Annotated in this window: 12 protein-coding genes and 1 riboswitch; of the genes, 2 read left to right on the top strand and 10 right to left on the bottom strand. The window is 33.0% G+C overall.

Annotated elements, in window-relative coordinates; translation table 11 throughout:
- The first annotated feature begins 46 nt into the window (after window positions 1-46).
- Window positions 47-943 carry a gliding motility-associated ABC transporter ATP-binding subunit GldA gene (gldA, locus tag PQF96_RS16880; RefSeq protein ID WP_271767545.1) on the top strand — a complete coding sequence of 299 codons (897 nt, stop codon included), beginning with the start codon at window positions 47-49 and terminating at the stop codon, window positions 941-943.
- Window positions 944-956: 13 nt separating this feature from the next.
- Here the strand turns inward: gldA and PQF96_RS16875 are convergent, their stop codons facing one another.
- The 5 genes from PQF96_RS16875 to PQF96_RS16855 all read right to left on the bottom strand — a co-directional run bounded on the left by PQF96_RS16875 (window position 957) and on the right by PQF96_RS16855 (window position 7588).
- Entirely contained in the window at window positions 957-1367 is a 411-nt protein-coding gene (locus PQF96_RS16875) for a response regulator (protein WP_109438826.1), read from the bottom strand.
- Window positions 1354-4083 (bottom strand): PAS domain S-box protein, encoded by a 2730-nt coding sequence (locus PQF96_RS16870; protein ID WP_271767543.1) that lies wholly within the window; start codon window positions 4081-4083, stop codon window positions 1354-1356. Before PQF96_RS16870 ends, PQF96_RS16875 begins: the two co-directional genes overlap by 14 nt.
- A 332-nt stretch (window positions 4084-4415) precedes the next feature.
- A complete protein-coding gene (locus tag PQF96_RS16865) occupies window positions 4416-5159 on the bottom strand; it encodes a head GIN domain-containing protein (protein WP_271767541.1) in 744 nt (247 codons plus the stop codon).
- A 78-nt stretch (window positions 5160-5237) separates the two neighbouring features.
- Window positions 5238-6335, bottom strand: coding sequence for an acyloxyacyl hydrolase (locus PQF96_RS16860; protein WP_271767539.1), 1098 nt, complete (start codon window positions 6333-6335; stop codon window positions 5238-5240).
- Between the two features lie 311 nt (window positions 6336-6646).
- Window positions 6647-7588, bottom strand: coding sequence for a hypothetical protein (locus tag PQF96_RS16855; RefSeq protein ID WP_271767537.1), 942 nt, complete (start codon window positions 7586-7588; stop codon window positions 6647-6649).
- Window positions 7589-8042: 454 nt separating this feature from the next.
- Between PQF96_RS16855 and PQF96_RS16850 the strand changes: the two genes are divergently transcribed.
- A complete protein-coding gene (locus PQF96_RS16850) occupies window positions 8043-8723 on the top strand; it encodes a haloacid dehalogenase type II (protein ID WP_271767536.1) in 681 nt (226 codons plus the stop codon).
- Window positions 8724-8746: 23 nt separating this feature from the next.
- Here PQF96_RS16850 and metF read toward each other — a convergent pair whose 3' ends face one another.
- From metF to PQF96_RS16825, 5 genes are all read right to left on the bottom strand, one after another.
- Window positions 8747-9700 carry a methylenetetrahydrofolate reductase [NAD(P)H] gene (gene metF, locus PQF96_RS16845; RefSeq protein ID WP_271767534.1) on the bottom strand — a complete coding sequence of 318 codons (954 nt, stop codon included), beginning with the start codon at window positions 9698-9700 and terminating at the stop codon, window positions 8747-8749.
- Window positions 9701-9878: 178 nt separating this feature from the next.
- Window positions 9879-10349: a DinB family protein gene (locus PQF96_RS16840; RefSeq protein ID WP_271767532.1), complete on the bottom strand. Its 471-nt coding sequence runs from the start codon at window positions 10347-10349 to the stop codon at window positions 9879-9881.
- Between the two features lie 21 nt (window positions 10350-10370).
- Window positions 10371-13064 (bottom strand): methionine synthase, encoded by a 2694-nt coding sequence (gene metH / locus PQF96_RS16835; RefSeq protein WP_271767530.1) that lies wholly within the window; start codon window positions 13062-13064, stop codon window positions 10371-10373.
- Window positions 13065-13067: 3 nt separating this feature from the next.
- Window positions 13068-14069: a homocysteine S-methyltransferase family protein gene (locus tag PQF96_RS16830; RefSeq protein WP_271767528.1), complete on the bottom strand. Its 1002-nt coding sequence runs from the start codon at window positions 14067-14069 to the stop codon at window positions 13068-13070.
- A 164-nt stretch (window positions 14070-14233) separates the two neighbouring features.
- A riboswitch (SAM riboswitch) is annotated at window positions 14234-14337 on the bottom strand.
- Between the two features lie 108 nt (window positions 14338-14445).
- Complete coding sequence (locus PQF96_RS16825; RefSeq protein ID WP_271767526.1) at window positions 14446-15087, bottom strand: hypothetical protein; 642 nt, start codon at window positions 15085-15087, stop codon at window positions 14446-14448.
- Window positions 15088-15269 lie beyond the last annotated feature (182 nt).

Genomic DNA, 15269 nt, shown 5'->3' with positions numbered 1-15269 from the left:
TGAATTGTGTACTTTTGAATGTAAGCAGATTTTATAAACATTCTATATGTCAATTTCAGTATCCAATATTTCTAAACTTTATGGTGATCAAAAAGCATTAAATGATATTTCTTTTGAAGTAAAAGAAGGTGAAATTGTCGGTTTTCTAGGTCCAAATGGAGCAGGAAAATCCACTATGATGAAGATTCTCACTACGTACCTTGATCCTTCTGAGGGTAGTGCTATGGTTAATAATTTTGACATTCATTCTCAATCTATAAAGGTACAACGCAGTATTGGATATCTTCCAGAACACAATCCTTTATATCTGGAAATGTATGTAAGAGAATATCTTGCATTTAATGCTCGGATTTATAAAATTTCTAAATCCAGAATTGAAGAAGTGATTAAATTAACAGGTTTAACCCCTGAGGCTAACAAAAAAATTGATCAACTCTCTAAAGGATACCGACAACGAGTTGGTTTGGCTTGTGCTCTTCTCCATGATCCCCAGGTATTAATTCTCGATGAGCCTACGACAGGATTAGATCCAAATCAGTTAGTCGAAATTAGAGAACTTATAAAATCCATTGGTACTGCTAAAACAGTATTTTTATCTACTCATATTATGCAAGAGGTTGAGGCTATGTGTGATCGAGTTATTATCATCAACAAAGGAGAAATTGTTGCTGACAAAAATCTCAATGAAATATCTGATGAAACTCAACAAATCATAGAGGTAGAATTTGATTACCGTATAGAAGAAGCTTTCTTATCAAAGTTGTCGAATGCCAGTGAAGTAAAAAACATACATGGTTTTTCTTATCAAATTACCTTTGACACCAAAAAAGATATGCGTCCTACCGTCTTTGATTTTGCTCATGACAACAAACTGAAAATATTACAACTATCCAGAAAGAACAAAAATCTAGAAAGTATTTTTAGAGAATTAACCAATCCTTAAAAAAGAGTTCGAATTAATCCTGCGTTGTTTTCTCTATATTATGCAAAATTTCTTTGAGTTTTTCAACAGAAATGGGCTTTACAATATAATCACTTACACTTTCATAGGATTTGGCTCTAAGAATATCTTCTGGATCCACTGACGAGGAAACTACATAAATGATAATTTTCTTTGCGCAAGGGACCTTAATAAATTCTTCCAAAAACTGTAATCCATCAAGAACTGGCATATTCAAATCTAATAAAATAACGTCTGGCAATTTTTCATTTGCGGAAATGATGGCTTTCAAATTATTTAATGCCTCTTCGCCATTGCGAAAAACCATAAAACCGTTACAAAAATCAACAAGTTCCATTATTTTTTTTATACCAAATACAAAAATTGGGTCATCATCAATAATACAAGCTATATCAATTTTTCTCATGCTTCATATATATTTTAAAAATTGTTCCTTTATTTACTATACTTTCGACTTCAATCTTACCTCCCATTGCTTCAACTTGATTTTTTGTAATAAATAGCCCTATCCCTCTAGCCTCTTTATTATTATGAAAGGTCTTATACATTCCAAAAAGTTTAGCCTGATGTTTTTTTAAGTCAATCCCTAATCCGTTATCTTCGATACTTAACACTACAAAATCACCTTCTATTCTAGTACTTAGAGTAACATAACTATCTCGTTCATTTGAGCTATATTTTATCCCGTTTGTTATAAAGTTGAGCAGAATACTATCCAAATAAGCCGGAATTCCCAAGATTCCAATATCTGGTTCTGAGATATTATTAATAATCACGTTGGTTTCTATTGCAATAGCAGAAACACTTTCTATTGATTTGTTAATTGATTCATGCAAGTTTAATCCAGTCAAATTCTCATCTACCGATGTATTCATTAATACGACCTCATTTAAGTGTACAATGGTTTCAGTAAGATTTTCTGAGGCGGTTTTAAAAAGTTTTATGATCTCATTATCTTCTAGCTCAGGGTTCTCCTGGATCAACAAATCTAATAACATTTGAAAATTACCTGAATGTGATTTTAAGTTATGAGAAACTATGTGTGCAAAATTTCTCAATCTTTTATTTTGATCTTCTGCAACTGATAACCAAGATTTTAAATCTTGTTCCACCTTCTTAATCTCACTTATATCTACAGCTACACCTAAATAACCTATAACCTCATTGTTTTCTTTGATTACTGACATTGTTAGCTGCACAGGAAAATGTGTACCATCTTTTCTCACATGAGTCCATTCTCTAGTACTATACCCTTCTTTACCGAGTGAAGCAGTAAAAGCTTCCAATCCTTTAATTTCTCGATTAAATATTAACGATAATTCTTCTTCTCTTTTTTGGACTTCCTCCCTTTTATGAAGTATTATAGCATGTTTTTTAAACATTACTTCTTCCTTACTATATCCCAACAAATTCTCTGCCCCTCGGTTAAACGTTGTAATCAGACCATTTTGATCTGTACCAATGATACTCACTTGAGTAATATCATCAATTATATTTTCTAGTTTGGCAATAGCTTCATTAAGTTTTTGTCTCGCAAAAATCCTATGGCTAATATCAGCAACCTGTGCTACAAAGTATGAAGGTTCATTGTATTCATTTTTAATAACAGAAACAGAAAGGTTAACATATATGATATCTCCATTTTTACGAAAACATCTTTCTTCCATATTAGCATTTAATGTCTTTCCATTAAATAATTTTTCAAACCATATGTTACTACCTTTTAAATCATCCTGATGAATAATATCTTTGAATGATAATTTGACTAATTCTTGATTCGTATAACCAAGAGTTTCACATAATTTATCATTTACTTTTGTAAAATATCCGTTTTTATCTACCATCACCATTCCAATCGCTGCATTTTCAAAGTTTCTTCTGAAGATATCTTCGCTAATACGTAAACGAATTTCGGCTTCTCTGGCTCTAGTGATATCTGCTGTGTGCATTAATATACCTCCAATTTTATTTTCATCGGTATACCAAGGTCGTATTTCCCAGGTAAGCCATTGTACCGACCCATCGAGTCTTTTAAAACGGCTTTCATCGCTTTTTAGCACTTTTCCGCTTAAACATTCTTTATGATCAGCTTTCCATTCTTCACTAATTTCCGGAAAGACCTCATAATGTGATTTGCCTATAATATTATCGTCGTTAATATTATAATCCTGATACCATTTCTGGGAGGCTGCCAAATACCTCATATCAGTATCAAACATAGCTATTGCACTTGGTGTCTGTTCTATAAATAATTTATTTTTTTCCAGATCTTTCTTGCTTTTTGTAATTTCCTGATGTGACCCAATCATCCATTCTGGATTACCTTCAGCATCCCAACTCACCACTCTTCCTTTATCCAAAACCCAAATCCATTCTCCATTTTTATGCTTCATTCTTGCTTCGCATTCATACACTGATGATTTTCCAGCAAAATGATCTTGTAAAAGTAGATTTGATTTTTCCAGATCGTCAGGATGTGATAACTTCGCCCATGTATCAATTGAAACAGGACCCAGTTCTAAAAGGGTATATCCTGCAATACTGGCCCACCTTTCATTAAAAATTGTCTCTCCTGTTTTTACATTCCATTCCCAAGTCCCAAGGTGTGTACCTTCAATAATATGTTGATAACGATCTACCTGTCGTTGTAATCGTATTTCTGTTTTTTTTAATTTAGTAATATCTGTATGGGCGCCCAACATTCGTATCGGCTTCCCTTTATCATCCCGTATTGCTAGTCCTCTACACTGAATCCAAACTGTATGCCCTAATTTATGTGTGTATCGTACAATCTGATCATAAGGATGCGAAGGGTCTTTACAGTGCTTAGTAAAATTACTAAATACAACTTTTAAATCTTCTTTATTAATAAGATCCTGCCATGCAGAAACATTATGAGGCATCTCATCTGGATCATACCCTAATGTTGTCCAAAATTTGGGATTCATCCATTCATTTTCAGGATTATCTAAATCCCAAAACCAAAGCCCATCCAAACTTGATTTTTGTATAAAATCAAAAATAGAATCATCTCTTTTTATAAGTGAGTATAATTCTTTTTTAAGATAATTCTCATCAAGATTGTCAATATTTTGTGTACTACTAGACCTGTTTCTAATCATTTTTGAATATAAACTTTGGGGTGAAAATTTGGTATCTTATAAAGTTAGCTATTAATTTCAATTACCTAGAACCCAAATTCCACAAACTTTTTGTGGTAATACCTTTCTGGCATTGCACTATTACACTTCTTTTAAAACAAAAAAACATGACATCTCACAGAAACATAAAATACTAAAAATCAGATTTTTAAACCATTCTAAAAAAAAGTATATAAGTACAATTGGTAAGACTTACTGTAATCCAAAGATTAAAAAAAAGAAATCACAGAATATTACGGCACGCAAAAAAAGGGGAAATATCCCCGTAAACTCCCAAAAACATTTTGCTTACATTACTGAAATATCAATCTACCAGTAAAAAATGTTGAAACTTCAACAACCCCGGGACGATTTACAGAAATTACATCTCCAGTACTGCGTATTTCTCCCCGAATAGATTCTCGGGGATTTATGATCATTTTATTTGTTCCTCTATGAAAAATCTGAACATCTTCAGCTATTAAATTAGCACCTTCGAACCTTCCTGTACCAGAGAAAAGACCTACATTCAAGTTTTCAACCTTTCCAGAAATAAAAAATGAAGCTATATTATTTCCTACGACACTAATACTTTTGCAATCTACTTGTAAATTAAATCTTCCTGTAGTAGTTTCTGTATTTTCTCCAAAGTCCTCAGATATTAGTCCTAATGATTGATACGTTAATATACCATCCGAAGAAATATCAAATTGAGTACCACTTCTGATCTCAGTTATATTGGGAGCTGTAACAAAGATCCTGGTTTGATTAAGGTCTCTAAAAAAAGTACAATCATTAGTGTTGCTTAGTACCAAACGATCACCTTCGACCACAGCAGAAACTTCCTCTATTAAATTATCTCCGGTTTCAATAGTAACTGCAGTAGTTTCTCCTTCTTTCAGAACCAGTTCTACATTTGGATTTACCAAAATTCTGGTAAAATCAGGTGTTTCAATATCTTTTGTAATGATAGTCCCTGTGCGTTGAAAACAGTCTGAAGCATTTTCAGAATCACAACCGATAAACAATAATCCAAATATTAAAATAAATCTATTCACGTCTCATCATTAAATAAATTTCGACAATAAATTATCAAAATTTTAATTTCTTAAAAACTATACTCTTAACAACAAAAATCATAATCTATATCCTATAGAAAACTCCATGGTTTCTGCCTTTGCCGCATGGGACCTAACGGTAAGTGAACCAAATATATTTTTAGTAAAATAATATTGAAGCCCAGCTCTAAGATATGTTTGCCCTTCAAAATCGTATGGGTAATAAAAATAGTATCCAAATTGAGTTATTAAAGAAGTTCTGCTTACACGTAATTCGTGTCCGAGAAAAACACCTGCTCGTTTAGCATCTTCATCTCCTGTTGTTCCATCATTAAAACCACCACTTGCTCTAAAATCTATAAATCTTTCTAACGCTTTAGAAAAAAACACTTCGGCTCCTAACTGGATAGCACTTTTCTTATTGAACCTCTTATCGGCGAAAGCAGCAAATGTATAAAATGGGAACCTCCCTGAACCTACAACATCGCTTTCATTAACTCCACTTCTAAAAACAAATCCATAACCAATGGGCTCTGCTCCTTTTAACAGCCCTTTTTCTTTTTCTGCATATGCTGGAGTATCCTGATCAAATGTATAGGTGACACCGGCATTTAAAAACAATGTATTTGTACTCTTATTAGGTGCTTTCGAATTTCCATTAGAGTAATGAACAATCCCCAATCCTGCCTGCAATCCTAATCCTTTAAATATATTTACTTTTTTCAAATTTAACAGCGCATACGACCCACTTACCAAATGCGTACCGTAGGCCACATTTCTAAAATTATCATCCTCGTCATAAGGAGTTGTATTATAAGACGCTCCTTGCCCTATCCTAAACATTAAAAGACGATTAAAAAAATAAAAGTTATAATGTAAAAATACCCCATAGTGCTCTCCTAAGTATTCATTATCCAAATTTTGATACAAAAATGACACTCCATAATCAGGATTATTATATAAACGCTGCCATTCTTTATCTCCAAAAGTTTTGCGTTGAAAAGATAGAATCAAACCCGATGGGTGGCCTGTTATCAAATGAGAGATATCTGGATTATGCTTTAGGATAGAACCATAAAAGTTATTTACATCCAAAGTATACTTAGCTTTTGATTCAACCTGGGCATAGACCCCAAAATGAAGAATACTTATCACTAAACAAATTTGCTTTATCATCCGGCAAATGTAATAATACCTTTTTAAATAGCTATAGCGTTTTAAAATAGCTCTTAAAACTATTTTAACTTTTTATATGATTTTATCTTTACCCAACAACATAAGCAAACCTCTTGGTGAATTTTCTATTTATAATCGAAATATAACAAAATAGTAAGAACTATCTATTTATATCTAAATAAGATAAAACGGTTAATTTTGAAATATAATAATACCACCCATAAGTCTTAATTCCCATGGGTGGTAAAAAAAGAATTGGCCTAATCTTTTTTGAATTATTAGTACTATAAAATTTTTATTCCCACATTATTTTATGGAAATTTCCTTTCTCCATAGCCGCCTGTACCTAACGCAATTGTATTTGCATCGTTGAATGTAATACTAGCCGTTGAACATCCATTATTAGCATTTATAGCTGCTCTAATTTTCACAACACCACTGGCTGGCATTATAAATGTTCTTGTACCTTGTGTAGAAGTAGCGGTTCTTCCTCCAAAATCCACATCTACAGAAACACGAACTCCATCACCAGTAATACGAATCTCTAGGTTCTCATCTTCATAACATGGAGCTCCTGGAGATGCAAAATAATCAACTTTTATACGTCGGCCTGGAATGTCTCGATATTCTCCGGTAGTCCTGTTTATAGTTCCTGTTATAATACCCGATTCTCGATATAAAGCTTGCCTCCAAACTTCATATTCTCCGTTTACCAATATTCTAGCATCCGTAAATTCATTAGGCTTGTCCACTGGTAATGCTATTTCTACACCTCGAGAAGCATCCTTTATGTAAACAAAATTATTATCTTCTCTAGTAACTATAAATTGAAAAATAGCCCCAGGAATCACTTGTGGTAATCCTGCAGCTATATAATCTTCTACAGCGGCTTTTGCTTTTTGGTATTCTTCCTCTTCTTTAGGGCATTTAAGTCTGTCTAAATCATTATTAAGCAAACAAATCCCTAGAACAGTCTTTTTTTTATTTAACTCATTCTCAAGATTTACATATGCAGGATGGGGTTTTTCATCTATCTTTTCAAGAACCTGATCTTTATTTCTTGTAAATTTACTAGGCCCCTTTACTCTCCAATTTGCAAATGGGTCATGTAATTCTTTAGCAACATTTTCAGTACTTATTGGGTCAAATGTTGTAGATAGCTCAGTAGATGTGATTTCATCTTTTTCACAAGATAAAAATCCCATGAATACAATAAGAGACATGGTTCTAAATACCATTTTTATTTTTGTCATAATTTTAATTTAGGTTTTAAGTTATTTGTATGTGACAGGCCAATTGTTTTTGGTGAATAGTTCTTATCCTATATAGTTTTCTCTTTTTCTAATACCTTGTTTAGTTACTTTACCTTTTTGGGAATATGTTTAAAAGCTATTTCACTCACCTATAGTATACTTCATGAAAAATCAAACCATATAGCATTGGGAGATACACCATTTCAAAGAAACATCATGAGATTACATCAAAACACCCTGTTTTCCGTGATAATTTTATTATCAACTCTAATCTTCAAGCATCATTTATATTTTTTGCAATACATGAGTATTTAAAATTTCGTTTAATGTCTCATCAAGTATTAAAAATCAAGTAACTCCATTACTTTTTTTAACTTTTCATATGATTTTATCCATGCCAGGAGTTTTATCTTTAATACACTATTATATTTTATTAAAACATTCAAAAAAACAAATGACAACATATACTTTGGCTTTTGATGTCTACGGAACCTTGATTGACACTTCGGGTATTTTCCATTCTTTAGAAAAGATGGTGGGTAAGGCAACTAAGGTATTTATGAACACCTGGCGCCTTAAACAATTAGAATATTCGTTTAGAAGAGGGTTAATGGATGACTATGTTGATTTTTCTATTTGTACAAGAGAAGCTCTCGAATATACCTGTTTGGATCTAGATATCAAATTAACCCTTAATCAAAAGATTAGTTTGATGAAGGAATACACGACACTCCCTATATTCCCAGATGTATTGGATGGATTACAACTATTAAAAGAAACAGGGTATAAAGTATATGCTTTCTCTAACGGTAGTTCTTTAGCAATTAAGAATCTTATTGATACTGCACAAATAGCAACTTTTTTTGATGGTATCGTGAGTGTTGAAGCTACAAAAACATTCAAACCAAGTCCTGTGGTTTACAGGCATTTTAATACACAAACAAATTCTACTCCCGATAATTCATGGCTTATTTCCAGTAACTCTTTTGATGTTATTGGAGCAATTTCATATGGTATGAGATCTGTATGGGTTCAACGTTCTTCGACATCAATATTTGATCCGTGGAACATCAGCCCAACAGCAACCATTACCAGTATCAAGGATCTTAATAAGGTTTTAAAAAATACTGAATAGAACACAATAGTTCTCACCAAAGCTTAGAATATTTCTGAAGCAATCTTTTTGATATTATCTGATTTTCCCATCGAATAATAATGCAATACCGGAACTCCATACTCCATTAATTCTTTGGATTGTTGTATTGCAAATTCTACTCCTACCTCTCTCACCGCTGCATTATTTTTGCAACCCTCTATTGCTCTTACAAGCTCGTCTGGCATATCTAGCTTAAAAACCTGAGGTAAAAGTTGCAAATGTCTTTTTACCGCTGCTGGTTTAATTCCCGGAATAATCGGCACATCTATTCCTGCTGCTCTTGCTTTTTCTACAAATGAGAAATATCTTTTATTATCAAAAAACATTTGAGTTACTACATAATCTGCTCCAGCATCTACCTTTTCTTTTAACCTTCGTATATCTGAGTCCATAGAAGGAGCTTCCATATGCTTTTCAGGATAACCTGCAACTCCAATACAAAAATCAGACTTATTATCTGTTTCTATTACTTCATGCAAGAATTGCCCTTTGTTCATATTTACAATCTGAGTAACCAATTCGTTTGCATAACCATGTCCTCCTTTTGTTGGTGTGAAATACTTTTCTTCCTTCATAGCGTCACCTCGTAACGCCATTACATTATCAATCCCCAGATAATGACAATCCACCAATAAATATTCTGTTTCTTCTTTGGTAAATCCTCCGCATAATACATGCGGAATTGTATCTACATTATATTTATGAGTAATCGAAGCACAGATTCCCACTGTACCAGGTCGCATTCTTGTTAGTTTTTTATCTAATAACCCTTCGCGATCAATATATATAAATTCTTCTCTGGAGGTAGTAACATCAATAAAAGGAGGATTAAATTCCATCAACGGATCAATATTGTTATACAACTCCTGGATACTTCTTCCTTTTTGTGGTGGTATTAATTCAAAAGAGAATAAAGTCTTACCCTCTGCTTTTTTTATGTGATCTGTTACTTTCATTTATTTTTAAATTCTTAGTTTTTTAGTTGATTTCTTCTGGCGTTCGAGCGGGCTATTCGCTATATCTTTTTTCAATACATCACCCTTCGAGAGCACTTCGACAAGCTCAGTGCAAAACCTCGAGGTACTTTATAAAAAAAGGATGTCGCTTCTATCCCTAACGCAATTCTTTACTTTTTCAATTTAATTGACTGTATATACTGTTAATCTGTCCCAAATGATATACATCATGTTGTATCATCCCTCTTATCATATAGTCGTTTTTATATGCGTTCCCTAGACTATTTTCATACATCCATGAATCGGGTTTTGTTGTTAACAATTCACATATCAATTCCTGTGTTTTAATGAGTTCATTAAGTATAGTCTCTTTTTGAACTTCTGTCTGCACTAACACATCTCTTCTCCAATCTTTTTCAGAATTTAATTCGATACCAAACGATTCGTTATCTTTTAATTTTTCTATAACAAATACTCTCCAATCCATCATATGATAGACAAGTTCTGTGATCGAATGTGATACATACTCTGGTTTTTTATCCCAAAACTCAACTGGAATATCTTTTAAAGATTTTAGTATAGAAGGGCCAAACCATGGCTGTCCTTCAAAAACCTCTTCTAATTGTGTTATACTATCTTCTATATCCATTGTATTAAGATTTACAAATCCTTATTCGATAAGATTAGGATTCAACCATTTCTTAGCATACTCAAAATCTATATTTTTTCGGACTGCAAAATCTTTTACCTGATCTTCTTTTATTTTTCCTAATCCAAAATATCGAGCTTCGGGATTCGCAAAATAGTACCCAGATACTGATGCTGCCGGCCACATAGCAAGGCTTTCTGTTAATTCTACTCCTATGCGTTCTTTAACTTTTAGCAATTCCCAAATTGTTATCTTCTCCAAATGATCAGGACATGCAGGATATCCTGGAGCAGGACGAATACCTTTATATGCTTCTTTGATGAGTTCTTCATTACTCAATACTTCATTATCTGCATATCCCCAATCTTCTTTACGAACTTTTTGATGTAAATATTCTGCAAACGCTTCTGCTAAACGATCTGCTAATGCTTTAATCATTATAGAATTATAATCATCGTGATCAGCCTCAAAAGCAGTTGCAAGTTCTTTTGTTCCAAATCCTGTAGTTACACAAAAACATCCCATGTAATCCTGAACACCACTTTCTTTTGGAGCTATAAAATCAGACAAAGCAAAATTGGGTTTTTGTGCATGTTTTTTTAATTGCTGACGTAATGTTCTAAATGTAACATCTCCTTCTTCTGAAGAAATATCTATATCATCATCATTTATACTATTAGCTTTAAATATTCCATACACAGCTTTGGCTCCTAATAATTTTTCATCAAATACTTTTTGTAACAATTCCTGCGCGTCATTAAACAAGGAAGTTGCTTGTTCGCCAACTATTTCATCTGTTAAAATAGCAGGGTATTTACCGTGCAGATCCCAAGATCTAAAAAATGGAGTCCAATCAATATATGGCTCTAATGCTTGAAGGTTTTGATCTTCAATTGTTTTAATTCCCAATTCATTTGGCGCTACAATTTCAGAAGTTTGCCAGTCTATGCTATATTTATTTTTTCTAGCATCGTGGATACTTAGGTATTCTTTTTGTTTTGTTCTCTTTAGGAATCCTTCTCTAAATTTTTCATAGTCTTCTTTTAGGTCTCCTACATATTTTTGTTTACTTCTTTTGTTTAATAAGTCTCCTACAACTGTTACTGCTCTCGAAGCATCATTTACATGCACTACAGCATTCTTGTATTGCGGATCAATTTTGACTGCAGTATGTGCTTTGGATGTGGTTGCTCCTCCAATGAGCAAAGGGATATTAAAATTCTTACGCTCCATTTCCTTTGCCAGATATACCATTTCATCTAATGAAGGTGTAATTAAACCACTTAAACCAATAATATCTACCTGTTCATCTATTGCTGTTTGGATAATTTTTTCTGGTGGTACCATAACACCCATATCAACAATCTCATAATTATTACATCCTAGAACTACTGAAACAATATTTTTACCGATATCATGTACATCCCCTTTTACAGTAGCCATTAATACTTTACCTGCATTTTCCTGACCATTAGAAGATGTTGGGTTTTTCTTTTTTTCTTCTTCAATATAAGGAAGTAAATGAGCTACCGCTCTCTTCATAACCCGAGCAGATTTAACAACTTGAGGCAAGAACATTTTCCCTGATCCAAATAAATCTCCTACTACATTCATTCCTGTCATCAGGTTTCCTTCTATTACTTCGATAGGTTTATCTGCATTTTGTCTTGCTTCTTCAACATCTTCAACAATATATTGATCTATACCTTTTACCAACGCTCTGGTAATTCTATCTTGTAATGGTTCTAGCCTCCATGAAAGATCTACAGTTTTTTCTTTACTTGTTCCTACTACCGTTTCTGCAAAATCTAATAAACGTTCTGTAGCATCATCTCTTCTGTCTAAAATTACATCTTCTACATATTCTAACAGGTCTTTAGGAATATCATCATAAATCTCTAACATGGCGGGGTTGACAATACCCATATTCATTCCTGCCTTGATAGCATGATATAGAAAAACTGAATGCATAGCTTCTCTAACCGTATTATTTCCTCTAAAAGAAAAAGAAACATTACTTACTCCTCCGCTAACACTACAATGTGCAAGATTTTCTCGTACCCATCGTGTTGCTTCGATAAAATCAATCGCATTTCTACGATGTTCATCCATACCCGTAGCAACTGGAAAAATATTAAGATCAAAAATGATATCTTCTGGCGGAAACTTTACTTGATTAACAAGGATATCATAGGATCGTTTAGAAATCTCTAAACGCCTTTCATAATTATCAGCTTGTCCGACCTCATCAAACGCCATAACAATGACTGCAGCGCCATATCTTTTGACCGCTTTTGCGTGTGCTATAAATTCTTCTTCACCTTCCTTAAGGCTAATTGAATTCACTACACATTTTCCTTGTACTACCTGTAATCCAGCCTCAATGATTTCCCATTTAGAGCTATCGATCATGATAGGTACTCTGGCAATATCTGGTTCTGCCATAATAAGATTTAAAAATCGTATCATCGCTTCTTTACCATCAATCAATCCGTCATCCATGTTAATATCGATAACCTGCGCTCCTCCTTCTACTTGATGCCTGGCAATATCTAAAGCCTCATCAAATTTTTCTTCTTTCACCAAACGTAAAAACTTGCGTGATCCTGCCACATTTGTACGTTCGCCTACATTGATAAAATTAGTATTGGCAGAAACAATCATTGGTTCTAAACCAGAAAGTTTCAAATATTTCCTTTTTTCCTGCTTACTCATATCCTATACTACAGCTCCAATAGTTCTCGGAGTATAATTTTTAGCTAAATCTGCAATTGCTTTTATATGTTCTGGGGTTGTCCCACAGCAACCTCCAATAATATTTACCAAATTTTTATCCATGTATTCTTTTATCTGTGCTGCCATCTGCTCTGGAGATTCATCATACTCTCCAAAGGCATTTGGTAAACCGGCATTTGGATGAGCGGATACTCCAAAATTCGTTTTTTGCGCCAATACTTCTAAATGCGGAGTTAATTGATTCGCACCTAATGCACAATTAAATCCTACTGTTAACATAGGAATATGTGAAACTGAAATCAAAAAAGCCTCTGCTGTTTGACCTGATAATGTTCGGCCACTGGCATCAGTTATTGTGCCACTTACCATAATTGGCACCTCTATATTCCTTTCATCTTTAACTTCTTCTATAGCAAAAAGTGCTGCTTTGGCATTTAAGGTATCAAAAACAGTTTCTACTAATAAGATATCAGCTCCCCCATCCAATAATCCTTCTACCTGTTGTTTATATGCTATTCTTAGTTCATCAAAAGTTACTGCCCTAAATCCGGGGTCATTAACATCAGGAGACATACTTGCTGTTCTGTTTGTTGGACCAATAGATCCTGCTACAAAACGGGGTTTATGAGGTTCTTCTTTTGTAAATTCACCAGCTACTTCTTTTGCTATTTTTGCAGATTGATAATTTAATTCATAAACTAATTCTTCCATTTCATAATCTGCCATAGCAATGGTTGTCCCCGAGAATGTATTCGTTTCAACAATATCAGCTCCTGCTTCAAAATACAATCTATGCACTTCTTTTATTGCCTCTGGTTGAGTTATACTAAGTAAATCATTATTTCCTTGTACAGGGACTGGCCAATCTTTAAATCGTTCTCCTCTAAAATCTTCTTCTGTAAATTTATGACGCTGTAACATAGTTCCCATAGCTCCATCAAGCACAAGAATTCTTTCTTCTAATATTTTTTGTATGTCTCTCATTTCTCAATATTCATTTTTTAAATTCCAACTACTGCTAGAATACTATTTTATAATCCTATTATAAAACACTATAAATAGGTTTAGCGTAATCAAATAGTACTCGTTCAAAACAAGTAAAATATATCAAGAAAATAATGGAAAAAATATAGCGAGGCTATGCATCTTCGTTATCTAGTCCTTAAACGGATAGAATGTAGCACCTTCTTTAACAGATAAAGGGTTGCTAAGGTTTCATAGGGTCTATTCCCTCCACCTTTCTTGATAACATTTAAATAAATTTATGAACTAAACAACTAACTGTTGTTTTAATCAAACACAAAGAAAAGATATAGCTGCATCTTTTCCAAGAAAAAAGTAAAATAACATGTCCGTAAAACTATTTCTCAATCTTTAATAAGGCTTGGCCTTTTCCTGCCTCATCTACTTCTTGATCTGAGGTATCAAGGCATAGATAGACGGGATACTTCAATCTCACGTTAGTAAGCAAAGAAATTATGTCCGCTTTTTCTAGCATTTTTTTAAGATAAATTGATGCTTTATAGGATAACATCGATTCTATATCATATAAAACATCCTCGTCAATACCGTATTCTTCTTCTATATATCCTTTATCAAAAATAGGTTCACTTACATCTGCATATCCTTCTATAATAATGTTTTGATGCTCTCTAAAGACCTCATCAGGCTCATTGTAGTCTGTAAATCCGTATAATGTATAAGATCCATAAACTTCATTAAGATAAATATCAAACAACTGAATAGCGCTTGAAAATGTCTTTCCTTTATGATTTAAACTTGTAAATAAATTAATAATAGATTTGTTAGACAGGAAATCATTCATAGAAGTATCAAGAATTTCTAATCTCTCTTTAATAAATTCTCTTGCTTCTCCTTCATAGTTGTTAATGTATTCTATAATACCGTCTCTATGTTTTTTGTATACTTCTAATTCCTCGGGGGTATATCCTTCTAGGTTTGATTTAATTTCTCCCCAATTTAATGATTCCTGGTTCTTCAAAATAGTTTATTTTAAAAAGTTTTAAATAAATTCAATATAATATAAGGTTATTATCCTCATCAAAAAACGAGTATTCAACTCTTCTAATAATAATTTTAAAATTAAAAAATACGCAATAACTTTTTCACCCTATTTTCAGTGAAAAAGTTATTGCGTATTTTTTAACATCTACATTTATCTCT

Source organism: Aquimarina algiphila, from assembly GCF_947494415.1.
GTDB lineage: Bacteria > Bacteroidota > Bacteroidia > Flavobacteriales > Flavobacteriaceae > Aquimarina > Aquimarina algiphila.
This window is presented reverse-complemented; position numbering and strand designations above follow the sequence as displayed.